We start from the raw sequence: 22,627 nt of genomic DNA on the forward strand, positions 1-22,627 counted from the left end.
GGGTGCCACCCAGTACCTGCCGCCGGTGGCGCCCGGCGCGCTGCCGCCCGAGGCATCGGCCGAGGAGACCCGCTTCCTGGGGCGGGCGGTCCAGGCGCAGCCCGCGGCAGCCGGCCCCGACGCCGAGGCCGCCACGCAGTACATCGCCCCGGTGCCCGCGCCGTACGGCGGCGCTCCGGGCGGGGACCGGCAGCCGCCCGCCGAGTTCGACAACCTCTTCCGCGGCGCCGCGGCCGACCCGGGACCGGCCCCGGCCACCCAGCAGCTGCCGGCCCTCCAACAGCCGCAGGACCCGTACCCCGGCCAGCCGCAGCCCGGGTACGCCCCGCAGGGCCCCGGCGGCGGGCGGCGTGGCGGGCAGGACGGCGGCGGGCGCGGGGGGCGCGGCGGCCGGACCGGCTCGCGCGTGCCGCTGATCGCCGCCGTCGGCGTCGGCATCGTCGTCCTCGGGTTCGGCGCCGGCGCCCTGCTCAGCGGCGGGGGCGGCGACGACCGGAACGACCGCAACAAGACCGTCGCCGCATCGGCCCCCGCCGACGAGAAGTCGCCGTCGCCGTCCACCGACGCCGCCGACCCCGTCGAGCAGCAGGCCGTCGCCCTGGACAAGCTGCTCGCCGACAGCGGCAACAGCCGCGCCTCGGTGATCAAGGCGGTGTCCGACGTGAAGACCTGCCAGAACCTGGACGGGGCCGCCTCGGACCTGCGGGACGCGGCCAAGCAGCGCACCGCGCTGGTCACCCGCCTGTCGAAGCTGACCGTGGACAAGCTGCCGAACCACGCCGAGCTGACCACCGCGCTCACCAAGGCGTGGCAGGCATCGGCGTCGGCCGACGACCACTACGCGGCCTGGGCGGACCAGACCGCGAGCAAGCACGGCTGCAAGAAGGGGCAGGCCCGCACCACCGGCCAGACCCAGGCGGGCACCCGGGACAGCGGCACCGCGACGGCCGAGAAGGCCAAGGCGGCGCCGCTGTGGAACGCGATCGCGAAGACGTACGGCCTGACCGAGCGCCAGCCGACCCAGCTGTGAGGCCGGGTGGCGGACGCGGTCGGCTCAGCTGAGGTTCGCGTTCAGCAGCGTCCTGGTGACGTCCACGGCGCCCCCGCCCTTGGCCGCCGCCAGTTGGCCCTCGCGTACGACCTGGAGGGTCACCCGGGCGTTGGCCAGGCGGGACAGTCCGACGGACGCGAGCTTGCCCTGGCCCTGTCGGGGCCAGCCGAGGGTGGGGGTGAGGCCGCCCGTGCTGACCTTGACCCCGGAGTTCAGGGTCCGGCGCACGGTGTCGGCGCTCACCTCACCGCCGCCGATCTTCTCCAGCACGGCCCGCAGCGCGGTGTAGGCGATCCACGTGGTCTGCACTCCGGCGTCCGCGGGGTCGATGCGGTTGTCGCCGAACGCCTCCTTGTTGATCACCTTCTTCATCGCGTCCCAGCGTTTGTCGGAGGCCACCGGGTACCAGCCGGTGATGTACGAGCCCTCGTACGGTCCGCTCGCGCCGCCCGTCGCGTTGATCACGGTCTGGTCGACGCTGCCGAGCACGGTGGCGGTCCGCACCTGCGGGTAGTCCCCGCGGGCGCGCCGGAAGGAGTCCATGAAGGTGTCCGTGCGGCGGCCGAGCGCGGGCACCACGCACCCCTTTTCGAGCGGGTCGGCGGTCGCCGCCCGGAGCGCCTGCTCGGACTGCTCGCTGTACTCGGTGGCGTCCTCGGGCGCGAGCTGGTCCTTGGCCGCGTCGTGCCCGCCCGAGGCCAGACCGGAGTTGAGCAGTTCGGGCAGCTGGTCGCCGGCGATGCTGTCGGGGCGGACCAGGGCGACGGGGCCGCAGCTGTCGGCGAGCGCCTTGCCGAGGCCCGCCAGCAGGGCCGGCTGGCCGCCGTTGACCGGGTAGGACAGGGAGCTGGTGAACTCCTCGTTCGTCACGCCGTAGCCGCCTATGTACGGGATGCCCGCGCCCTCCAGCGGTGCGAAGTAGGAGTCGCCGAACTGGCTGTAGGAGCCGACGACTGCGACGACGTTCTCGTCCACCGCGCGCCGGGCGCACTTTGCCGCGCCCACCGCGTTGTTGTGGTCGTCGCAGGTCAGGACCTTGAGTTTGCGGCCGTTGAGGCCGCCCTGGGAGTTGATCCAGCGGGCGTAGGCCGAGGCCATGGCGGGCATGCCGGCCCGGTTGGTGGCGCTGGAGTCCTGCGGCGCCCAGGTCATCACCTTGATCGGTTCGTTCCCGGGGCCGCTCGCGGTGCCCGGGATGACTCCGCATCCGGCGGCGAGCGAGGCACAGACCACCAGCGCGCCGGCTGACAGCACGGTGGCGTTGACGGGTCGGGGGAGGACGGAGAGGGCGGAGAGGACGGTGCTGCGGATGCGTCGTCTGCCGGTCATGGTCATGCACGATTCCGGCACATCCCTAACCGGTGAGTGATCCTTGGTCAACCAAAAGCGACATAGAGGTGAATTACGGGGGCCGGTCAGGTGCCGCTGCCGGGGAACGTACGATCGGTGACCGTGCAAGGTTCGGAGAACTCTTCCCGTCGCGGCCGTCGCTCCTCCACCATGGGCGGCATGCCACTGAATGACATGCCGTGGTGGCGCTGGCGCAGCAATGTGCGCTCCGCGCTGCACATGCTCTCCGACCCGGTCTTCCAGCGGGATGTCTGGCTGGTCGGCGTCGACGGGTACGGGGACGTGACCGATGCCGTGTACCGGCTGGTGGAGGACACCTGGCTGGACAGCTGGTCCGCCGAGAAGTACGTCGGCACGATCTTCCGGGACTCCCAGGAGGCGGCGCTCGTCGACACCGCCGTCCTGCGGGTGCTGCGCATCATGCACCAGGTGGGCCCGGACGCGCCGGTCGCCGCGTACCTCGACCACCAGGGCTGGCCGGAGGCGGTGCGGGCGGCGCGGGACGCGCACGTCCGGATGGCCATGAGCGACGGGGACGACCCCGAGGCGCCGCCGCGGAGCCTTGAGCTGCTGCACATCATGACGCGGTCCGGGTAGCGGACCATGCCGCCCGCGCCGGGGTGGATGTGGGACCCTGTCCTGCATGAACGAGCAGTCCACCCGGGCCGCGGCCCCGTCCGACCAGTACGTCCTGACCCTCTCGTGCCCGGACAAGAAGGGCATCGTGCACGCGGTGTCCAGCTATCTGTTCATGACCGGGTGCAACATCGAGGACAGCCAGCAGTTCGGCGACCACGACACGGGACTGTTCTTCATGCGGGTGCACTTCTCGGCGGAGGCCCCGGTCACCGTGGACAAGCTGCGGGCCAGCTTCGCGGCGATCGGTGACTCCTTCCAGATGGACTGGCAGATCAACCGGGCCGACGTGAAGATGCGCATCGTCCTGATGGTCAGCAGGTTCGGCCACTGCCTCAACGACCTGCTCTTCCGGGCCCGGATCGGCGCGCTGCCGGTGGAGATCGCGGCGGTCGTCTCCAACCACACCGAGTTCGCCGAACTGGTGGAGTCGTACCACACCCCCTTCCACCACCTCCCGGTGGCGAAGGACACCAAGGCGCAGGCCGAGGAGCGTCTGCTGGAGATCGTCCGCGAGCAGGACGTCGAGCTGGTCGTCCTCGCCCGCTATATGCAGGTCCTCTCGGACGACCTGTGCAAGCGGCTCAGCGGCCGGATCATCAACATCCACCACTCCTTCCTGCCGAGCTTCAAGGGCGCGAAGCCGTACCACCAGGCGCACGCCCGCGGTGTGAAGCTGATCGGTGCCACGGCCCACTATGTGACGGCCGACCTCGACGAGGGCCCGATCATCGAGCAGGAGGTCGAGCGGGTGGGGCACGACGTCACCCCGGACCAGCTGGTGGCGATCGGCCGGGACGTGGAGTGCCAGGCGCTGGCGCGGGCGGTGAAGTGGCATGCGGAGCGGCGCATCCTGCTCAACGGACGCCGCACGGTGGTCTTCGCCTAGGGACGACAGGCCCTGGCAGCTCGGGAACCTGTGCCGGTCGAGAGCGCTCGGCCGGTCCGGCCTCTCAGGGGGCGCGGGGAACTGCGCGAGCAACCGTTACGACCCGCAGCCGCCTGTGAACCGCAACTCGCCCCCACAGTGGAGCGGCGCATCCTGCTGTGCGGCTGCTGCACGGTGGTCTTCGCCTGGCAGTTCGGGAACCTGTGCCCGTCGGGCGGGTCCAGCCGGTCCGGCCTCTCAGGGGGGCGCGGGGAACTGCGCGAGCAACCGCCACGACCCGCAGCCGCCCGCGAACCGCAACCCGCTCCCACAATGGGCTACATCCGGCTCAACCCAGCCGCGGCGAACAGCACGTCCCGGATCGCCTCTCGGTCCCCGGCCTGTCCCGCCGCGGCCTCCTGCGGTGGCACATGGCCCGCGGCCAGCCGGCAGAACTCCACGCCGTCCAGGGCGACATGGGCCACCTCCAGCTCGGCGGAGCCCTCCGCGCCCGGGGAGTCGAGCGGGATCAGCCACTCGCCGCCGCCCGCGCCCTCGATCTCCAGCCGGAGGCTGCGGCCCGGCCGCCCGGCCGCGACCAGGCGCGGGGTGCCGTCCAGGGCGGCCAGTCCCGCCTGCCGCCGGGCCGCCAGCGCCTCGGGCAGCATCCGGGCGGCCAGGTCGATCATGCGGTGCAGATGGCGTGGTGCGGGCGGTTCGTACGGGTAGTCCACCGCGTTTGCGATGTCCTCAGCGTGCACCCAGCACTCGAAGGCCCGGTCCAGCATCGCGTCGTGCAGCGGCAGGGTGAAGTCGCCGTACTGGACGGGCAGTTTCCCAGCGCCGCCACCGGTGAAGGACACCGTGCGCACCAGGTTGTGGCTCTGCCCCCGCCAGGGCGCCCGCACGGCACGGGTCGGCGGGAAGTGCGAGGCCCGCCAGTACGCCTCGGTGCGCGCGGCCGGACCCGTCACGCCCGCCTTGGCCACCGGGTCGTCCAGGCCGAGCGCCACCGCGACCAGCCCGTCCACCGACAGCAGATGCGCGATCACCCCGGCGACGGTGGTACGACGGCTCGTCGCCGCGTCGCCCTCGAACCACCGCAGCCGCACCGGCGCGTGCCACTCGGCGTCCCCGATGTCCTGGAGCAGCGCGTCGAGCCGGGCGGTCTCGGCGTCGTACGGCGTCGCCCACTCGGGCAGCGGGATGCGCGGCGGACGCCGGTCCAGGCAGTTCGCGAGGACCCGGGTGCGCAGCGCCGGGTCCAGGTCGAGGCTCTCGGGCCGCTGCAGCAGGCCGACCGCCTCGCGCAGCCGCCGCGCCTCCTCGGCGCAACTGCCGCACTCGCCCAGGTGCTCCTCGACGGCGGCGGTCTCGGCGGCCGAGCAGGCGGCCAGCGCCCATGCGCCGAGCAGTGATCGCAGCACGCCGTGCGGCAGCGCCGGCGGGGCGGGCGGCACCGCTTCCAGGTCGGGCAGCGGCAGCCCGGTGTCCTCGACGGAGGCGCGGGGCAGCGGGATGCGCGGCGGCCAGTCCGGTTCCGGTCCGGGTCCGGCCCCGGGCTGCGGGTCGTCGGGCCCGCCCGTCCCCGGCGGACGCCCGGCATCGCTGCCGGCCTCGCTCCCGGCGTCCGCGCCGTCCGGTCCCTCGTGGCCGTGAGGTGCGTCGAACCGCTCCGCGCCGCTCACACCGCGCCCCCGTATCCCGGCGATGTCCCGGCGTCGTGGGCGGTGGACAGCAGTTGCAGGCCGAGGCGGAGCCGGCGGCGGGCCTCGTCCTCGGTGACGCCGAGGTCGGCGGCGGTCTGCCGGTAGTCGCGGCGCTGGACGTAGGCCAGGTCCAGGGCGGCGCGCAGCGGGGCGGGCATGGAGTGGACGATGTAGTCGGCGCGGGCGGCGACCGAGGCGTGGCGCACCTTGCGCTCCAGTTCCTCGGCGTGGGTCTCGGCGTCGGCGCCGTGGGTGAGGGCGGCGGTCTCGGTGGCGCGCAGCCGCTGCACGGCGAGCCGGTGGGCCAGCGCGGCCATCCAGGAGCGCAGGGGCCCCTGCCTGGGGTCGTAGGTGTCGGGGTGTTCCCAGACGTGGGCGAAGACCTCGCGGGTGATGCCGTCGGCGGCCTCGTCGTCGCCGAGCACGCGGTGGGCGAGGCCGTGCACCAGCGAGGCGAACCGGTCGTACAGTTCGCCGAGGGCCGCGGCCTCGCCGCGCGCGAGCCGCTGCTGCATCGTGCGGTCCCAGCGGGGCGGTGCGCCCTTCTTCGCCATACGGCCCCTCCCCGTGCCCGTGTCCGTGTGCTTGCCCATGCCGGTGTCCGTGTCCGTGCCGGTGTCCGTGCCGGTGCCCGTGCCCGTGTCCAGCGTGTCTTCACCGTCTCCTCGAATGTAGTCGGCACGTTCGACGGGGCACGCTCCTTTGCGGCATTGCCCGCCCCCGGCGGACCGCAGGTGGTAATGGGCCGCCGCGGGGGCAGGTCCACATCCGATCGACGGGTCCGACGGGTCCACACCCATCGACGGGTCCACATTCGATCGAACAGGATCGAAGACGACTAAAACAAGCCTCTTCGGACCGCTTTCCGTTTCTGCTGTCGTGTTTCGGGGAACCGGCCGCTGGGCAGCCGCGCTGCAAGCAAGCGTAGGAGAAACGTCCGTTTCCGGACGGTGTCCGGGGCGTCCCGGCGAGCGAAAGGCGTGGTGGTGGCGTTCACAGTGACCGAGGACGAGCACGGCGGCTGGGCCGTGCTCCGAGTGTCGGGCGAACTGGACCTGGTTACCTCGCCGGTGCTGCGCCAGCGGGTGCACGACGCGGTGGCCGAGGGCCGGCGGCGGCTCGTGGTGGACCTCTCCGAGGTCTTCTTCTGTGACTCCAGCGGGGTCGGCGTGCTGATAGCCACGCGTCGTCTCATCCGCTCCTGCCGCGGCGGGCTGCGGCTCATCCTGCCCGCCCGGGGTGCCGACGACGGCTCGCACGTCAACCGGGTCCTCGGCGCCCTAGGGGTGCGCCGCCTGTTCGACATCCACCCCGATCTCGCGACGGCCACCGCGGAGGAGGCCGGCCCCCTGTCGGCATGACACCGCCGCCCCTCTTCTCGGCTTCTCGGCATGACACTGTTGTCGCGGAATTCCCCCGGTCTTGGCACAAGCGTCGCTTTCCCGCTCCGTGATCGGCCGGGGCGTCGTACGCTCCGTGCGAGACGCACCCCGACGTGACGTAAGGCGGCCCGAGAACACATGGTCAGCACCGAGTACGAACGCCGGATCGCAGCCCGGTTCGCCACCTTCGACCAGGACGGCAACGGCTGGATCGACCGGGAGGACTTCAACACGGCGGCCAAGGCGCTGCTCGCCGAGTTCGGCACGGCGGCCCGCTCCGACAAGGGCCAGGCGCTGTACGCGGGCGCCGAGGCGTTCTGGCAGGGCATGGCCGGGATAGCGGACCGGGACGGTGACCAGCGCATCACCCGGGGGGAGTTCGTGACCGGCGCGGTCAAGCGGCTGCGCGACAGCCCCGAGCGGTTCGCCGAGATCGCCCGCCCCTTTCTGCACGCGGCCCTGGCCGTCGCGGACACCGACGGCGACGGATCGGCCACGGTCGACGACACCGCGCGCGTGCTGCGGATCCTCGGCGTCCCGGAGGACGTCGCCGGGCCGGTGGCCGCGGCGCTCGACACCGACGGCGACGGCCGGGTGACGGAGACGGAGATCGTCCCCGCGTTCGCCCGCTACTTCACCGTGCCGGAGTGAGGCGCATCGCCGAGCGGCGCGCCTGTCCGGTGACGTTCACCGTCGAGCGGCGCGTACGCCCGGTGACGCGCATCGCGGAGCGGCGCGCTCGCCCGGTGACACTCACCGTCCGGTGCGCGAGAAGCGCTCCCGCAGCCCGTACTTGAGTACCTTCCGCAGCGTCCCGCCCCGCGGAAGGGCCTCCACCACCTCCACCTCCGCCTCCACCTGCTCCGGCAGCTTGTGCACCGACAGCCCTTCCGCGTGCAGGTATGTCGTCACCGCCTCCAGAGCCAACTCCCCGTCCCCGACGGTCGCACGGCCAGGCGCATGTGCGAACCGGCTGTGCAACACGCCCGGACGCGTGAGCAGTTCGGACAGCCCGTCGGGGCGTTCCAGGCGGTCAAACACCTGTGCGCGGACATGGTGGTGCGGGCCCAGACGGCGCGTGTGGCCGGGTACGCGGTGGCCGTCATCACCGGCGATCCGGTGGACATCGCGGCGGCTCGACTGCTCGCCGACGCGGCGGCCGTGCGCGGCGCCCGCGACCGCCTCCAAGTGCCTGGCGGCATGGGCTTCACCTGGGAGTCCGAGGTCCATCTCCAGCGGAAACGGGCATGGCCGCGGGCCCGGCGCGGCGGCGGTGGCACACCGGGCGAGGAACTGCTCGCCGCCGATCTGGTCGGCTGACGCCCGGGGGAGCTCGCCGGGCCGCGGGAGCGCCGTGCCGCCCATCATGGATGCCGCGGATCGTGGCATTTCCGGATCACGGAGCGTTGATACCTGCTTGTGTCCTCTGTGTGACTCGTCACAGCGCGGAGTCGGCCGTTCCCTCCGGTACCTTGTGTGGGATGCGAGCGGTTCCGAGCACGAGCCATGCCGGTGTTGCCCTTGAGGTGGCTCCGCATTCGGCGGTGCGCACCGCTGCTCGCAGGGCGACCGGGGCTTTCGCCCCCGCCCGTTCGAACCCCTGTCGCGAGCGTCGCACAGTATGCCGCACGCGTACTCCTTCGCGCTGGAATATGCCCGAAGCGCTTGTTGGGGTGACTGTACGTCAACCATGCTGTCTCGTAAGGGAGTCACGTTCCGTGACCCTTGCTGTGGTCGTTGTCCTGGCCATGCAGAAAATGGCTACGATCGTGGCCTTCGTCGTGGTGCTCGTCGCGGCCCTCGTCGTGGCGAGCACATGGCGTCGGGCCATGAGTCCGCCGGTTCGGATGGTGTGAGCGGTGCAGGTGCTTCAAGTGCAGCTGGAGATCCGGCCCGACCCCGCGGAGGTGGGGCGGGCCCGGAAGTGGGCCCGCTCCCGGCTCGCCGGGTCCGGGATAGCGGCCGACGAGCAACTGGCCGAGATCCTGATCCTGCTCGTCTCCGAGCTGGTGACCAACGCCGTGGTGCACACCGGGTGTCCCGCCGTTCTCCGGCTCTCACTGCCCGGTACGGCGGCGGAGTCGGCCACGGTGCGCCTGGAGGTCGCCGACACCAGCGCCCGGGCGCCGGTGCCGCGGTGCGCGGGCGGCGAGGCGACCGGTGGCCGGGGCCTCGCGCTCGTCGACGGCCTCGCCGACCGCTGGGGCTGGAGCCCGGAGGGCGCGGGCAAGCGCATCTGGTGCGAACTCGACCGGTGCGACGGGCCCCGGGGGAGCGCGGCGGTGGCGTACGGGGGCGGCGTATCCGCGTACGAGGGGCTGGCGTTCGAGGCGGTATAGCCCGGATGTGCGGTGATGCGCCGGTGCATGCATCCGTGCGCACCCTGTGTGAATCGGGCCTGAGTACTGCATCCTCGTACGGGTGTTGACGCCTTGTGGCGGTTTGATCACGCTTGTGTCTGCGATTCGCCGCGAGGGGACGGCAAGGGCTCGGTGACGGAAGCCCTCGCCGAGCGTGGGTCGGGCCGGCGCCCCGGAAGCAGCCGCACAGGACGGCCACCGGGGCGACCGGCGTACCCGTCGCCCCGACGTACGGTTCGGGCGTCGCCGACAGCAGAAGGGCGCACCGGCCCGGCCTCTCCACAGGCTGTGGACAACTCTTCGAGATCCTCGTTCTGGCCGTGATCAGGTTCAGGGTGCCGATCTCGTCGTCCGCCCCCAACGGCCCCAGTTGTTCACACGCTTGGCGATGGCGTGGAACTCGTTCACCATGAAGTCCAACGGACCGTCAGAAATCCCGGGAAGGGGCCGGGCGTGGAGAACTTCCTGGCAGCCAAGGGGCGCCTGCTCGACCGCCGAGGGCGGCTGCTGCTGGACGAGTTGGTGACCCAGACCTACCCGGTCGAGGACTTCGACAGGGCCCAGGCGGACGCGGCGGCAAGATGGTCGGCCCGGGCGGTCCTGGCCTTCCGACCGTCCGCGCGGAAGGTGCGCCGATACGCGGTGGGCGTGACACCGAGCGCCGCCTGGAGGTGCTGGCGCATCGACTGGGCCGTGCCGAAGCCCGCGTCCCGGGCCACCTGGTCGACGGAGCGGCCGGTGGACTCCAGCAGCTGCCGGGCGCGTTCGACGCGCTGCTGGGTGAGCCACTGGCCGGGGCTGACACCGACCTCCTCGCGGAAGCGGCGGGTGAACGTGCGTACCGACATGGCCTCCTGCTCGGCCAGGTCGCGCAGCTGGATCGGCTCGTGGAGGCGGCCCAGCGCCCAGGCGCGGGCGGCGGTGGTGGTGGCCAGCTGCGGGTCCGGCACCGGCCGGTGGATGTACTGCGCCTGGCCGCCGTCGCGGTGCGGCGGTACGACCATGCGGCGGGCCACCTCGTTGGCGACGGCGGTGCCGTGGTCGCGGCGCACGATGTGCAGGCACAGGTCGATCCCGGCGGCCACCCCCGCCGAGGTCAGCACATCGCCGTCGTCGATGAACAGCACGTCGGCGTCGACCCTGACCTTCGGGAACATCCGCTGGAAGCGCTCCGCCTCGGCCCAGTGCGTGGTCGCCGGGCGGCCGTCGAGGTGCCCGGCGGCGGCGAGGACGTACCCGCCGGTGCAGATGGCGGCGAGCCGGGTGCCGGGGCGGACCCGGGCGAGCGCGGCGGCCAGCTCCTCGGTGAGCACACCCTGCTCGTGGACGGGGCCCAGCTGGTACGAGGCCGGGACGACGACGGTGTCGGCGGTGGCCAGGGCCTCGGGGCCATGCGCCACGTGGACGGCGAAGTCGGCGTCGGTCTCCACCGGTCCGGGCGGCCGGATCGAGCAGGTGACGACCTCGTACAGGTGTCTCCCCTCGGCGTCCCTGGCGCGGCCGAAGACACGGTGCGGGATGCCCAGCTCGAAGGGGAGCAGGCCGTCCAGCGCGAGGACGACGACACGGTGCGGGCGGAAGTCCGGGCCGGCGGTCATGGCCCGATCCTAACGAAGGCTGTCCTACGGGCCACTCGCTGGAGCCGTTCCGGCACCGGAAGCTCTATGACGTGACTCAGACAAGCGATGCCGCGGCGGCCGTACGGCGGCCGGACGGGCCCGGATCGAAGCGTCCGTGGCGGGGCCGCCGCATGCCGGTGCACCGCGCGTGGTTCGTCGCCGCTGTCACCTTCGTCACGATCATCGGCGCGGCGGCCTTCCGCTCACTGCCCAGCCTGCTCATCGACCCGTTGCACGAGGAGTTCGGCTGGTCGCGCGGCACGATCGGCGCGGCGGTCTCCCTCAACCTCGCGCTGTACGGGCTCACCGCGCCGTTCGCCGCCGCGCTGATGGACCGCTTCGGCATCCGCAAGGTGGTCGCCGTCGCGCTGATGGTGATCGCGCTGGGCTCGGGCCTGACCGTGTGGATGACCGCGGCCTGGCAACTGCTGCTGTGCTGGGGCCTGTTGGTCGGGCTCGGCTCCGGTTCCATGGCCCTCGCCTTCGCCGCGACCGTCACCAACCGCTGGTTCGCCGAGCGGCGCGGCCTGGTCAGCGGCATCCTCACCGCCGCCTCCGCCTCCGGGCAGCTGATCTTCCTGCCGGTGCTGTCCTGGACGGTCCAGACGTACGACTGGCGCCCGGCCGCCGTCACGGTCGCCCTGGCCGCCCTCGCGGTCGTCCCGTTCGTCTGGCTGCTGCTGCGCGACCACCCGGCCGACGTGGGCCTCAAGCCGTACGGCGCACGGGAGTTCGTGCCCAAGCCGGCCCCCGTCACCGGCGCCGCCCGGCGCACGCTCACCATCCTGGCCGCCGCCGCCCGCACCGGCCCCTTCTGGCTGCTCGCCGGCACCTTCGCGATCTGCGGCGCCTCCACCAACGGCCTGATCCAGACCCACTTCGTGCCCGCCGCCCACGACCACGGCATGCCCATCACGGCGGCGGCCTCGCTGCTCGCGGTCATCGGCGTGTTCGACGTGGTCGGCACGATCGCCTCCGGCTGGTTCACGGACCGCTTCGAGCCGCGCCGCCTGCTCGCCGTGTACTACGCCCTGCGCGGGATCTCCCTGCTCTTCCTGCCCATGCTGCTCGGGCCGAGCGTCCACCCGCCGATGATCTTCTTCATCGTCTTCTACGGCCTCGACTGGGTCGCCACCGTCCCGCCCACCCTCGCCCTGTGCCGCGAGCAGTACGGCACGGACAGCGCCATCGTCTTCGGCTGGGTACTCGCCTCCCACCAGGTCGGCGCGGCCCTGGTCGCCTACCTGGGCGGCGTCTCCCGCGACGTCTTCGGCTCCTACGACATGGTCTGGTACGCCTCCGGCACCCTGTGCGCGGCGGCGGCCCTGATGGCCCTGGTGATCCGCCGCCGGCCGGTGGCACCCGCATCGGCGACCCTCTAGTCAGGGCCGAGACGGTTATGCCATTCGGGTTTGGCGGATGTGTTTCACGTGGCCGGGGGAGAATCCAGGTCGGACATGCCTTCCGCGGAGAACCGATCCGCCTATTGCCGCTGTTGCCATGCGTGGACCGGTTAGATGGCGGGTGCCATATAGCAGATGGCGTTGATGTGCTGCCCGTCGCCGTAGCGGTGTGCGGTGAGGCCGGTTTTGAGCCAACCGAGGCGCTCATAAAGGCGTATGGCGGCTGTGTCCTTGACCATGACGTCCAGCACGAGGCGTCGGTTGTGGCTCAGCCCGTAGTTCATGGCCGTCTGGACAAGGCGCTCGCCCACGGTGCGCTTGCGCGCGTCGCTGACGACGAATAGCCGGGCCAGCACCCCGATGCGGTACCCGTCGACCCCGCTCCGTGCGGTGGGAGGGGCGGGCGGGAAACCGTCCTCGGGAACGCATTGGGAAGACGCTGCACAAATGCCGAGTGCATCGGGACGGGCCTGAGGACGCCCGAGGACACCTTAGGAGCGTACTTCTAAGGACTGTAGTCCTAACGATTTTCTCAACGGTCGGAATTCTACGGCCGAATGAAGTTCCCTCGATGGAACAGCAACGGTGCGGCGTCCTCGCCGTCCGTTCCCAATGCGTTCACCCGGCCCATCACGATCAGATGGTCGCCGCCCGGGTGGGCGGCGTGGATCGTGCAGTCGATCCATGCGGCGGCGCCGGTCAGCCGGGGGGCTTGGCTGCGGCCCGTCTCATGTTCCTTGTGTGGTCTGCCTCATGGTCTCTGTGCCGCCCGTTTCACACTCCCCGTACGGCCCGTGCGGCGACCGTCTTCGCGATCTTCTCGGCGTCGATCGCCAGTTCGCGGAGCATGCCGCTGATGGGGTTGGTGAAGCCGGTGAAGTACAGGCCGGGGGCGTTCCTCGGGCTGCGTCCGCCGCGTACCACCGGCCTGCCGTGCCCGTCGAGCACGTCGAGATGGCCGACCAGACCCTCCAGGGCGCGTGTGTATCCGGTGGCGGCGATCACGGCGTCGGGTGACAGTCGGCCACCGTCGGCGAGGACCACTTTCCCGTCCTCGAACCCCTCGACGGCCGCCACGACTTCGATCCGGCCCGCCCGCACGGCGTCGACGAGGCCCACGTCCTGCACCGGGATCGCCCCCGCGGTGACCCGGCTGTACAGCCCGGTCTCCGGCCGTGGCAGCCCGTACGAGGACAGGTCGGGCACGCTCATCCTCGCCATCGGCCTGGCGAGCCGGTCGACGAGCGCGACGGGCAGGCGCCGTACCAGCACGGCCGAGTACTGCGCGGCCCACCCCGCGGTGGACCGCCGCACTATGTGCGGCCCGGTGCGCACGGACAGCCGCACCCGCGAGGCACCCCCCTCCACCAGATCAACGGCGATCTCCGCGCCGGTGTTGCCCGCCCCGACGACGAGCATGTCGCGCCCGGCGTACGGCCCGGCGTTGCGGTACTCGCCGGCGTGCAGGAACTCGCCGGTGTACGCGTCGCGCCCCGGCCAGTCGGGCACGCGCGGGGTGTGGTTGTACCCGGTGGCGACGACCACCGCGCTGCCGGTCAACTCCCGGCCGCCGGAGGCGCGCAGCAGCCAGCCCGTCCCGTCGGCCGACCGTTCGATACGGGACACCTCGACCCCGGTGACGATCTCCAGTTCATGGAATTCGGCGTACTTCTCCAGGTATCGCACCATGTTGTCGCGCGCCACCCAGCGCCCGAACCGGCGCGGGATCGGCAGTCCGGGCAGCGCCGACAGACGGCGGGTGGTGTGCAGATGGAGCCGGTCGTAGTGGTGCCGCCAGGACGCCCCGACCCGGTCGGCCCGCTCCAGGACGACGGCCCGTACGCCCCGGGCCCGCAGCGCGTGGGCGGCGGCCAGGCCGCCGGGTCCGGCGCCGATCACATAGACGGGGCGGTCGGCGGGGGTCTTGGGGGGCTGCGCGGGGGTGCGGGAGACGGCCATGAGCGGGAGCGTAATCACGCTCCACGTTGATGGGTCTCGGTCAAGACCGGAATTGGTTGCGGATTGATCACGTGTGTAGGGGGAGTGGGCGGGGGCTGTGACGTAGCACACCCGGATGTGCGCGAATCCGGGTGCCCGCCCGCACGGACCCGTCCGACCGCCCTTGCGGACCTGTCCAACCGCCCCCACGGTCCAACCGCCCCCACGGTCCGACCGCCCCCACGGTCCGACCGCCCGCACGATCCCGACCGGTCGGGGTGCCGGTGTTCCGGCCCGTGGCCGGGTGACCGGACCCGGGCCCGGGGCGGCGGCCGACGGGCTTGAATGAACCCATGGCCCCGACGCACGAACACCACTCAGCCCCCGTCCGCACCCCCGCCCCGCTCCCGGTCCCACGGCAGCCGGAGCCGCACGGCCACGGTCTGCGGCTGCGCCTGTGGGACGTGCGGTCGGACGCCGACGTGACGGCCTGGTTCCGCGGCCGGACCGATCCCGACTTCCGGCGCTGGAACACCCCGCTGCGCATCGCCGCCGACCTGGACGGCGCACGCGCGTCGCTGCGCGCGCAGGTGCAGAGCGCGGTGGACGGCTCCTGCGTGCCCTTCTGCGTCACGGACGCGGCCACGGGCACGACACTCGGCCACGTCGGCGTCAACGCGATCGACCACGCCCTGCGCCTGGCCCGCGTCGGCTACTGGGTGCTGCCCGAGGCGCGCGGACAGCGGGTCGCCACGCGGGCGCTCGCCGTCGCCGCCCGCTGGGCATTCGCGGAACTGGGGATGCACCGCCTGGAACTCGGCCATGCACTCGGCCACGACGCGTCATGCCGGATCGCGCAGACATGCGGCTTCCGGTACGAGGGGACACTGCGGGACGCGATGTTCGCGGCGGAACGGCACGACACGTTCCGGGACGTGCATCTGCACGCCCGGCTCGCCACGGACGCGGAGCCGGACATCGCCCCGTCCTGAACCGGGTACCCGTCCTGGACCGAGTAGGGGGCCGGTGTGCCGCGGACACGGGCGCGGGCGGCATCATGGGGATCTTTCGAGCCCCCTGCCTCCAGGCTGGGGAGGATGCCAAGGGAGGCATGCCCTGTGACCCGCACCTGGTATCTGACCGAAGACCTCGGCGAATTCCTCGCCCGGGCCGGGGACTTCCTGCGTTCCCGCCCGGCCCTGCACACAGTGCCCCTGACGGTGACCGACACCCTGCGCAGCAGCCAACCGCAGGTCTACGGTGAGCGGAAACCGCTGTACGGCGTGCTCGGCGAGGAGGCCGGCGGGGTCCGGGCGGCCCTGCTGCACACGCCTCCGCACCCGCTGAATCTGACGCCGCTCGCACCCGGGGAGGCCGAGGAACTGGCCGCCCGCCTGCTCGCGCGCGGCCACGTTGTACCGGGGGTGGTGGCGGAGCAGGAGACGGCCGCGGCGTTCACGGCGGCCTGGGAACGGACGTCGACCGGCGCCTTCGGCACCCTCCAGCAGCGGCAACGGCTCTATCGGCTGGGCGAGTTGACGGTTCCGGAGCCGGTGCCGCAGGGCCGGGCGAGGGTGGCCGGGGCGGCGGACCGGGAACGGGTGCGGCGCTGGTACGAGGAGTTCGTGGCGGCGGTCGGCCAGAGCGCCTTTGCCACCTCTTCCGCGGACTGGGCCGACCGGCGCATCGCCCACGGCGGCGTCACCCTCTGGGAGGCCCCCGACGGCACCCCCGTCGCGATGGCCGCCCTCACCCCGAAGAACGCGGGCCAGATCCGGGTGACCACCGTCTACACCCCGGCCCAGCTGCGCGGACGCGGCTACGCGGGTGCGGTCACCGCGACGGTGAGCCGAGCCGCGCAGCAGGCCGGCGCACAGGAGGTCCTGCTGTTCGCGGACCTCGCCAACCCGACGAGCAACGGCCTGTACCAGCGGATCGGTTACCGGCCCGTCGCCGACTTCGCGGTGTACGACTTCGCCGAGGGGCAGTAGGCGGGGGCGGTTCGGTAGGCGGGAGCGGGAGCGGGGGTTACGGCCACAGCAGTTCCCGTACCCAACGCCCCTCCTTCTGCGTATAGATGAGGCGTACGTGGCGGCGGTTCGCATCCCCCTGGAAGAACTCGACCTCCTCCGGGCGGAGCCGGTACAGCGTCCAGGTCGGTGCCGGGGCCGTCGGATCCTCCTGTGCCCGCTGCCAGGCGGCCTCCGATGCGCGCCGCAGCTCCTCCGGCGACGGCAGTACATCGCTCTGGCGGCCGGTGAGCGCCGCGGCCAGCGCCCCCGTCGAACGCGCGTGCAGATCCGCCTGGCTCTGTTCCGGCGAAGCCGGTGCGACCGGCCCCCGCACCCGGACCTGACGGCCCAGCACCGGCCAGTAGAAGGCGAGCGCCGCGTACGGCCGTGCGGCCAACTGGCGGCCCTTGCGGCTCGTGGCGTGCGTGGCGAACGACCAGCCCGCCGCGTCCGCGCCGTGCAGCATCACGATCCGCACGTCCGGCCTGCCGTCCTCGCCCGCCGTCGCCAGCGACATCGTGTGCGGCTCGGGCTGACCGGCCGCGACCGCCTCCGCGAACCACGCGGTGAACAGGGGCAGGGGGGTGTCGGGGGCGGCGGCCGGGTCGAAGGGCGGCAGCTCCGTGACCACCGGATCCCACACCCGCAACGACCGCAACAACTCATGAAGATCCGTTCCCATGCGCCCGAGTATGACCCCGGCCACGCTCCGGCGACGGATCTTCAGCCGGGTGAGCCAGGAGGCATGGCGCCTACCTCGGTGTTGTCGGCTGGATACCACGCATCGTGGTGGTTCACTAACCCCATGTGTCGTGAACTACCACGCGTACGAGATGGCTTGACGCCACGTCACACGGCTACAGCGGTACCGAGTACCGAGTTGTTCGTCGGCAAGGCGTGCACGTTCCTCGTACGAGTCAAGGGAAGGTCCGACGATGACGGCATTGATCGTGTGGAGCGGGGGCGACGGGGGCAGCGGCGGCGACGGGGACAACCTCCCCGGCCGGCCCTGGACGCCGCCCCCGCCGCCCCCGGACGGCGGCAGCCCCGAAGGCGACGGGAAGCACCGCAAGTGACGCTCACCCCTGAGCAGGAAGGCCGCGCCGGTGAACGAGCCGGCGAGGTCCCTCCGCGACATCGGAGCGGTCCGGTCCACCGGCTGCGCCCCGGGCTGCCGACTGCGCCGGGGTCTTCGGGCGGGTGGAGGTGACGGTCTGATGGCCGTCATCGGGGTGCGGCTGGTGCAGCGGGTGTCCGTCACCCGGGGGTTCGCGAAGGTCGCCCCGCATGTGCTGCCCGTGCTCGATCGGGCGGTCCACCGGCTCACCCGGGGCAGGGTGCTGCTCAGCGACCTGCTGTTCCCCGGAGTGATCCTCACGTCCGCCGGGGCCCGCAGCGGGCTGCCGCGGCGCACGCCGCTCGCCTGCCTGCCCGAGGAGGGCGGGCGCAGCTGGCTGCTCGTCGGGTCCAACTTCGGGCGTACGGACCATCCGGCCTGGACGTACAACCTGCTCGCCCGGCCCGAGGCGTCGATCAGCCTGCGGGGTGAGGAGATCGCCGTCACGGCCCGGCTGCTGGAGGGCGAGGAGCGGGCGGCGGCGTGGCAGGCGCTGCTGATGTTCTGGCCGCCGTACGCGACATATCAGGCCCGGGTGGAGCGGCAGCTCCGGGTCTTCCGGCTGCGTCGTCGTTGAGCGCTCTGCCCAGGAGGGCCGGGAGGGCCGGGACGGCCGTGAGGTGTCAACCTGCGGCTGCGGCTACGGGGCGGGCGGCTGGGTCGAGTACGTACGGGAGGCGTCGTGGCTGCTGGGCGGCCCCGGCCAGCAGCTGCGGGTGGCCACCGCCGACCTCGCCGCCGTCCGGCGGCTGTACGACGAGCGGTCGGCGACCCTGCCGGGGGTGCGGCGGCTGACGTCCACGCTGGTCATGCTGGTCATGAAGCAGGTGGTGCGGACCGCCCGCTACCCGCGGAGGCGCGTACAAAGCACGGCAGGCGGCGGCCCACCCATGTGGACCTCCGCCCGCATGACAGGACTTGGGGTGCCCGGAAACTGAACGCGCCAATGGAGCCGCCTACTTCGTCGGCTTCCTACCGGTCACGCCCAGATGGACCAACAGCGCCAGATTCGGCTTGAGTTCGGCCTGTTTGACGCCCCAGGACTGGAAGCCCTTCTGGTGCGAGGCCGCAGCGGCGAGCATCGTGACCAGCGAGCCCGCAACGGCGGCGGGATTGACGTCCTTGTCGACCCGGCCCTTCGCCTGGAGTTCGGCGATGGACTCGGAGAGGGAGGTGTTCACCGAGTTGAGGATCTTCATGCGGAGCTTGTAGAACCGCTTGTCCCCCTCGGCGGCACCGAGGTCCACGACCCGCAGGATCGCGTCGTTCCTGCGCCAGAACTCCAGGAATCCGTCCACGAGTTCCTGCGCGGTCTGCCAGCCGGCCTTGCCGGTCCAGGTCCGTCCCGCCAGTAGCTCGGTCAACCCGGCGCCCTCGGCGGCCATTTGCTCGGCGATCTCCAGGACGGCACCTTCGACGTCCGGGAAGTACTGGTAGAAGGTCGCGGGCGAAGTGCCCGCTTTCCGGGCGACATCGATGACCTTGACGTCCCGGTAGGGGGAGGAGCTGAGCATCTCGCTGAGGCAGTCGAGCAGCTTCTGCCGGGTCGCCTGCCCACGCCGACCGGCCACGCGGCCGTCGACGGTACGCACTTGTCCTGTCATGCCGTCAGCTTACCGAGGGGTGAGGGGAGCGCGATTCGGCCGACTGCAAATGGGGTGCATGGCGGTACGGAGGGTGACGTGCCTGGTCTGCGGGGTGCGCGCGGTCCGGTTATTTTGGCGGCATGGCCGAAAACAGGGCATCGGTGTACGGAGAGGGCGTCCCGTGCTGGGTGGACGCGCAGCTTCCCGACGTGGCGGCGGGCCGGCGGTTCTACGGTGAGCTGTTCGGATGGACCTTCGACGAGGAGGTTCCCGGCTCCGGGGCCGCCGTGTGGGCGCGCAAGGGCGGCTCGCCGGTGGCGGCGCTCACGCACAAGGCGGACGGCCGGATGCCCACCGTCTGGACGGTGTACTTCGCGACCCCCGACGCCCGGGCGCTGTGCGGACGCATCCGCGCGGCCGGCGGGCAGATCGTCACGGACCCGGTGCCCGTCGACGACCTGGGCACGGCCGCCCTGGCCGTCGACCCGGAGGGCGCCGTCTTCGGCCTGTGGCAGGCCGACGACCACCCCGGGTTCGGGCGCCGGCACGAGGTCGGCACCTTCGGCTGGGCCGAGCTGTACACCCGGGACACCGAGGCCGCCAACGCCTTCTACGGGAGCCTCTTCCGCGACGCCCTGTTCGGCGCCGACGCCGAGCCGGACTTCGGCCGTGCCCCCGTCTCCGACGTCTTCGCGGCCGAGATGCCGCCCCACTTCCTCGTCCACTTCCTGGTCGCCGACTGCGAGCAGGCCCTGGATACGGTGCAACGGCTCGGCGGGCGGGTGCAGGCGCCGTCCTTCGACGCGTCGTATGGACGTGTGGCCGTCGTCACGGACAATCAGGGGGCGTCCTTCGCGCTGCTGGAGCGCTGATGCGTCAGCACCGATGCCTCAGCACCGATGTGGCAGTACTGAGCAGTACTGATGCGTCAGCACCGCTGTGGCGTCGACATATCGATGGAATGTCTTACTTGTCATGAGACGCCCTTAATGTCGTCGGGTTCGCAACCTGTGCCCGTGGCAGGAAGAATCAGGGTGCGTGCCGCCTCGGCGGTGCGGTGGTGAGACGCTGCACTGGGCCCGCGTGCCGATGGAGGTGGCGCGGCTCGTACGGGGAGGTGGCAGGCAAGTGGTGGATCAGCTGACGCAGCACGACCCACGGCGGATCGGGCCGTTCGAGGTGCTGGGACGGCTGGGTGCCGGCGGCATGGGGCTGGTCTATCTCGCGCGCTCGGCGTCCGGACGCCGCGTGGCGATCAAGACGGTCCGCACGGAGCTCGCCGAGGACCAGCTGTTCCGGGTCCGTTTCACCCGCGAGGTGGAGGCGGCGCGCGCGGTCTCCGGCTTCTACACCGCCGCGGTCGTCGACGCCGACCCGCGGGCCGCGGTGCCCTGGCTGGCCACGGCGTACGTTCCCGCGCCGTCCCTGGAAGAGATAGTGAACGACTGTGGGCCGCTGCCGGCCCAGGCGGTGCGCTGGCTCGCCGCGGGCGTCGCCGAGGCGCTGCAGTCCATCCACGGCGCCGGGCTCGTGCACCGCGACCTCAAGCCGTCCAATGTGCTCGTCGTCGAGGACGGCCCCCGTGTCATCGACTTCGGCATCGCCTCCGGCGTCTCGAACACCCGTCTGACGATGACGAACGTCGCCGTCGGCACGCCCGCCTACATGTCCCCGGAGCAGGCCAAGGACTCGCGCAGCGTCACGGGCGCCAGCGATGTCTTCTCGCTCGGGTCGATGCTCGTCTTCGCCGCCACCGGACATCCGCCCTTCCACGGCGCCAACCCCGTCGAGACCGTGTTCATGCTGCTGCGTGAGGGCCCGGACCTGGAGGGGCTGCCGGACGAGCTGCGCCCGCTGATCGAGTCCCTCATGCAGATGGAGGCCACCGGCCGTCCCAACCCGGCGGACCTCCAGGCCCAGCTCGCCCCGCACCTGTTCGGCTCGGGCTCCGACGACAGCGGCACCGCCTCCGCCTGGCTGCCCGAGAAGGCCGTCGCCCTCATCGAGACCCGTCGCGGCGGGCGCCCCGCGGTCAAGCCGCCGCCCGTCGGCCCGCGCAGCACCGGCCGGCCCACCGGACCCGCGGTGCCGCCCCCGCCCGGGCACGACCCGATGATCCCCGCGCCCCCGGTCCCGGTCGGCGCCCCCGACGGCGGACCGGTCCGGCTGGCCGGTGCCCAGGTACCCATCGGGCCCGGCCCACGCGTCGCCGACGCCCGCGCCGCCGCGGTCAAGGCGCCCCCGCCGGAGGCCGGCCTGGTCGCCAACTGGTCCCGCCCCCGCCCCGGGGTCAACGGCGCCGACCCCGCCGTACCGGCGGCCCCGCCCGCGCCCCCGGAGACGGCGGCGGGCTGGCGCCCCTGGCGGTTCCGCATGTCCAACGACGTCTGGGGCACCCCCTCCGTCGCCGACGGCCTCGTCCACGTCACCTCCTTCGAGGTGCACGCCCTCGACGTGGCCACCGGCCGACGCCGCTTCAAGACCCGGGACGTGGCCTGGTCGATGGCGGTCGCGGACGGCCGTATCCACGCCTCCGACGGCCCCACCCTGTTCGCCCTGGACGCCCGCGAGGGCAGCGACCTGTGGCGGCTGTCCACGGACGCCTGGGTGTACTCCCTGCAGGCCGACCGGGGCACGGTCGTCACCGGCACCCGCGGCGGCGGCGCCCAGGCATGGGAGGCGGCCGGCGGCCAGAAGCTGTGGGAGATCTCCGGCTGCCAGACCGACTTCGAATCCCCCGAGGCCGGGCCTGCCGTCCACGACAACACCGTGTTCGTCTGGCAGGACGCCCGGCTGCGTGCCCTGGAGGCCCGCACCGGCGAGGAACGCTGGACGTACCCGATCGGCGACGCCGCCTCCTGCGGCATGGTGCCGGTGCGGCTGGCCCACGCCCCCGACGGCTGTGTGTATGTCTGCGCGGGCTCCCGCGTCCTCGCCATCGACGTGGCGAGCGGCCTGGTGCGCTGGCACTTCGAGGCCCCGGCGGTCTTCCTGTGCCCGCCGGCCTTCGTCCCCGGCCCCGCCGTCACCGGCGGCGGCATCTATCTGGCCGACTATCTGGGCACCGTCTACGCCCTCGATGCCGCAGACGGCCGCGACCGCTGGCGCATCGCCACCGAGGCCCGGGCCTCGATCGAGCCGGTGCTGGTCGCCGCGGGCCATGTCCACGTCGGCAGCGGCAAGGGCCTGTACACCCTGGACGCCGTCACCGGCACCCCCAAGTGGCGGTTCCAGGCGGGCGGCGACATCGTCGGCTCCCCGGCGGTCGCCGAGGGCCGGATCCACTTCGGCTCCACCGACCACCTGCTGTACACGCTCAAGGCCGACGACGGCCGGCTGCGCTGGAAGCTGGCCACCGGCGGCGAGATCACCGGCTCCCCGGTGGTGACGGACGGGGTGGTGTACGCGTGCAGCAAGGACCGCTGCGTCTACGCCCTGGACGCGGAGAAGGGCACGGGCACCGCCCGCGCGTGACGCTCCGCTTGGGGGCGTGAATGGGTTGTTGTTCGTCTTGCGGTGCGTTGTGGCTCATCGCGAGGTTCCCCGCGCCCCTTTTCGGGACGGTTCCCTGCGCCCCGTTCGGGCGGGGGCTTGCT

The 22,627-nt window shown here is 72.4% G+C and carries 21 protein-coding genes and 5 pseudogenes; 16 read left to right on the forward strand and 10 right to left on the reverse strand.

Annotated features, from left to right (window positions below; all coding sequences use genetic code 11):
• A pseudogene (locus tag ACWEKM_RS18850) lies at positions 1–1,030 on the forward strand (hypothetical protein); the annotation flags it as partial.
• Between the two features lie 24 nt (positions 1,031–1,054).
• Here the strand turns inward: ACWEKM_RS18850 and ACWEKM_RS18855 are convergent.
• Complete coding sequence (locus ACWEKM_RS18855) at positions 1,055–2,380, reverse strand: ABC transporter substrate-binding protein (protein ID WP_451622307.1); 1,326 nt, start codon at positions 2,378–2,380, stop codon at positions 1,055–1,057.
• Between the two features lie 117 nt (positions 2,381–2,497).
• Here ACWEKM_RS18855 and ACWEKM_RS18860 point away from each other — a divergent pair, with 117 nt between their 5' ends.
• Together ACWEKM_RS18860 and purU are read left to right on the forward strand one after the other, a co-directional pair.
• The gene (locus ACWEKM_RS18860) at positions 2,498–2,998 is read left to right on the forward strand and encodes an SCO4402 family protein (protein WP_451622308.1); all 501 of its coding nucleotides are present in this window, start codon (positions 2,498–2,500) and stop codon (positions 2,996–2,998) included.
• A 46-nt stretch (positions 2,999–3,044) separates the two neighbouring features.
• Positions 3,045–3,926, forward strand: a complete 882-nt coding sequence (gene purU, locus ACWEKM_RS18865) for a formyltetrahydrofolate deformylase (protein ID WP_451622309.1) — start codon at positions 3,045–3,047, stop codon at positions 3,924–3,926.
• A gap of 317 nt (positions 3,927–4,243) precedes the next feature.
• Here purU and ACWEKM_RS18870 read toward each other — a convergent pair whose 3' ends face one another.
• Together ACWEKM_RS18870 and ACWEKM_RS18875 are read right to left on the reverse strand one after the other, a co-directional pair.
• Positions 4,244–5,593 (reverse strand): maleylpyruvate isomerase N-terminal domain-containing protein, encoded by a 1,350-nt coding sequence (locus ACWEKM_RS18870; protein WP_451622310.1) that lies wholly within the window; start codon positions 5,591–5,593, stop codon positions 4,244–4,246.
• Complete coding sequence (locus ACWEKM_RS18875; protein ID WP_451622369.1) at positions 5,590–6,168, reverse strand: RNA polymerase sigma factor; 579 nt, start codon at positions 6,166–6,168, stop codon at positions 5,590–5,592. Before ACWEKM_RS18875 ends, ACWEKM_RS18870 begins: the two co-directional genes overlap by 4 nt.
• Before the next feature lie 426 nt (positions 6,169–6,594).
• Here ACWEKM_RS18875 and ACWEKM_RS18880 point away from each other — a divergent pair, with 426 nt between their 5' ends.
• A complete protein-coding gene (locus tag ACWEKM_RS18880) occupies positions 6,595–6,975 on the forward strand; it encodes an STAS domain-containing protein (protein WP_451622311.1) in 381 nt (126 codons plus the stop codon).
• A gap of 159 nt (positions 6,976–7,134) precedes the next feature.
• On the forward strand, positions 7,135–7,647 hold the full coding sequence (locus tag ACWEKM_RS18885) for an EF-hand domain-containing protein (RefSeq protein ID WP_451622312.1): 513 nt from the start codon (positions 7,135–7,137) through the stop codon (positions 7,645–7,647).
• 102 nt (positions 7,648–7,749) lie between these two features.
• On the opposite strand, the pseudogene ACWEKM_RS18890 reads toward ACWEKM_RS18885, so the two are convergent.
• Positions 7,750–7,935, reverse strand: a pseudogene (locus ACWEKM_RS18890) (cyclohexanecarboxylate-CoA ligase); the annotation flags it as partial.
• 9 nt (positions 7,936–7,944) lie between these two features.
• Between ACWEKM_RS18890 and ACWEKM_RS18895 the strand changes: the two are divergent.
• From ACWEKM_RS18895 to ACWEKM_RS18905, 3 genes and pseudogenes are all read left to right on the forward strand, one after another.
• Positions 7,945–8,316: pseudogene (locus tag ACWEKM_RS18895) on the forward strand (acyl-CoA dehydrogenase family protein); the annotation flags it as partial.
• Between the two features lie 398 nt (positions 8,317–8,714).
• On the forward strand, positions 8,715–8,852 hold the full coding sequence (locus ACWEKM_RS18900) for a hypothetical protein (protein WP_451622313.1): 138 nt from the start codon (positions 8,715–8,717) through the stop codon (positions 8,850–8,852).
• Between the two features lie 18 nt (positions 8,853–8,870).
• Positions 8,871–9,335 (forward strand): ATP-binding protein, encoded by a 465-nt coding sequence (locus tag ACWEKM_RS18905; protein WP_451622370.1) that lies wholly within the window; start codon positions 8,871–8,873, stop codon positions 9,333–9,335.
• A gap of 554 nt (positions 9,336–9,889) precedes the next feature.
• On the opposite strand, the gene ACWEKM_RS18910 is transcribed toward ACWEKM_RS18905, so the two are convergent.
• A complete protein-coding gene (locus ACWEKM_RS18910; RefSeq protein WP_451622314.1) occupies positions 9,890–10,954 on the reverse strand; it encodes a GlxA family transcriptional regulator in 1,065 nt (354 codons plus the stop codon).
• Positions 10,955–11,025: 71 nt separating this feature from the next.
• Here ACWEKM_RS18910 and ACWEKM_RS18915 point away from each other — a divergent pair, with 71 nt between their 5' ends.
• Entirely contained in the window at positions 11,026–12,357 is a 1,332-nt protein-coding gene (locus ACWEKM_RS18915) for an MFS transporter (protein ID WP_451622315.1), read from the forward strand.
• 131 nt (positions 12,358–12,488) lie between these two features.
• Here the strand turns inward: ACWEKM_RS18915 and ACWEKM_RS18920 are convergent, their stop codons facing one another.
• From ACWEKM_RS18920 to ACWEKM_RS18930, 3 genes and pseudogenes are all read right to left on the reverse strand, one after another.
• Positions 12,489–12,827 carry a GNAT family N-acetyltransferase gene (locus ACWEKM_RS18920; RefSeq protein ID WP_451622371.1) on the reverse strand — a complete coding sequence of 113 codons (339 nt, stop codon included), beginning with the start codon at positions 12,825–12,827 and terminating at the stop codon, positions 12,489–12,491.
• Positions 12,828–12,925: 98 nt separating this feature from the next.
• Positions 12,926–13,096 (reverse strand): annotated as a pseudogene (locus ACWEKM_RS18925) (flavin reductase family protein); the annotation flags it as partial.
• A gap of 56 nt (positions 13,097–13,152) precedes the next feature.
• Positions 13,153–14,337, reverse strand: coding sequence for a flavin-containing monooxygenase (locus ACWEKM_RS18930; protein WP_451622316.1), 1,185 nt, complete (start codon positions 14,335–14,337; stop codon positions 13,153–13,155).
• A 332-nt stretch (positions 14,338–14,669) separates the two neighbouring features.
• Between ACWEKM_RS18930 and ACWEKM_RS18935 the strand changes: the two genes are divergently transcribed.
• Together ACWEKM_RS18935 and ACWEKM_RS18940 are read left to right on the forward strand one after the other, a co-directional pair.
• Entirely contained in the window at positions 14,670–15,308 is a 639-nt protein-coding gene (locus ACWEKM_RS18935; RefSeq protein ID WP_451622317.1) for a GNAT family N-acetyltransferase, read from the forward strand.
• A gap of 126 nt (positions 15,309–15,434) precedes the next feature.
• Positions 15,435–16,307 carry a GNAT family N-acetyltransferase gene (locus ACWEKM_RS18940; protein WP_451622318.1) on the forward strand — a complete coding sequence of 291 codons (873 nt, stop codon included), beginning with the start codon at positions 15,435–15,437 and terminating at the stop codon, positions 16,305–16,307.
• Positions 16,308–16,344: 37 nt separating this feature from the next.
• Here the strand turns inward: ACWEKM_RS18940 and ACWEKM_RS18945 are convergent, their stop codons facing one another.
• Positions 16,345–17,010 (reverse strand): pyridoxine/pyridoxamine 5'-phosphate oxidase, encoded by a 666-nt coding sequence (locus ACWEKM_RS18945; protein WP_451622319.1) that lies wholly within the window; start codon positions 17,008–17,010, stop codon positions 16,345–16,347.
• Positions 17,011–17,263: 253 nt separating this feature from the next.
• Here ACWEKM_RS18945 and ACWEKM_RS18950 point away from each other — a divergent pair, with 253 nt between their 5' ends.
• The 3 genes and pseudogenes from ACWEKM_RS18950 to ACWEKM_RS18960 form a co-directional block, all read left to right on the forward strand.
• Positions 17,264–17,404: a hypothetical protein gene (locus ACWEKM_RS18950; protein ID WP_451622320.1), complete on the forward strand. Its 141-nt coding sequence runs from the start codon at positions 17,264–17,266 to the stop codon at positions 17,402–17,404.
• A 141-nt stretch (positions 17,405–17,545) separates the two neighbouring features.
• Complete coding sequence (locus tag ACWEKM_RS18955) at positions 17,546–18,022, forward strand: nitroreductase family deazaflavin-dependent oxidoreductase (RefSeq protein ID WP_451622321.1); 477 nt, start codon at positions 17,546–17,548, stop codon at positions 18,020–18,022.
• Positions 18,023–18,098: 76 nt separating this feature from the next.
• Positions 18,099–18,298 (forward strand): annotated as a pseudogene (locus ACWEKM_RS18960) (Lrp/AsnC ligand binding domain-containing protein); the annotation flags it as partial.
• Positions 18,299–18,401: 103 nt separating this feature from the next.
• Here the strand turns inward: ACWEKM_RS18960 and ACWEKM_RS18965 are convergent.
• Entirely contained in the window at positions 18,402–19,049 is a 648-nt protein-coding gene (locus ACWEKM_RS18965) for a TetR family transcriptional regulator (protein WP_451622322.1), read from the reverse strand.
• A gap of 122 nt (positions 19,050–19,171) precedes the next feature.
• On the opposite strand from ACWEKM_RS18965, the gene ACWEKM_RS18970 reads away from it, so the two are divergent.
• Together ACWEKM_RS18970 and ACWEKM_RS18975 are read left to right on the forward strand one after the other, a co-directional pair.
• The gene (locus tag ACWEKM_RS18970) at positions 19,172–19,903 is read left to right on the forward strand and encodes a VOC family protein (protein ID WP_451622323.1); all 732 of its coding nucleotides are present in this window, start codon (positions 19,172–19,174) and stop codon (positions 19,901–19,903) included.
• Positions 19,904–20,159: 256 nt separating this feature from the next.
• The gene (locus tag ACWEKM_RS18975; RefSeq protein WP_451622324.1) at positions 20,160–22,505 is read left to right on the forward strand and encodes an outer membrane protein assembly factor BamB family protein; all 2,346 of its coding nucleotides are present in this window, start codon (positions 20,160–20,162) and stop codon (positions 22,503–22,505) included.
• Positions 22,506–22,627 lie beyond the last annotated feature (122 nt).

This window comes from Streptomyces sp. NPDC004752, from assembly GCF_053601275.1.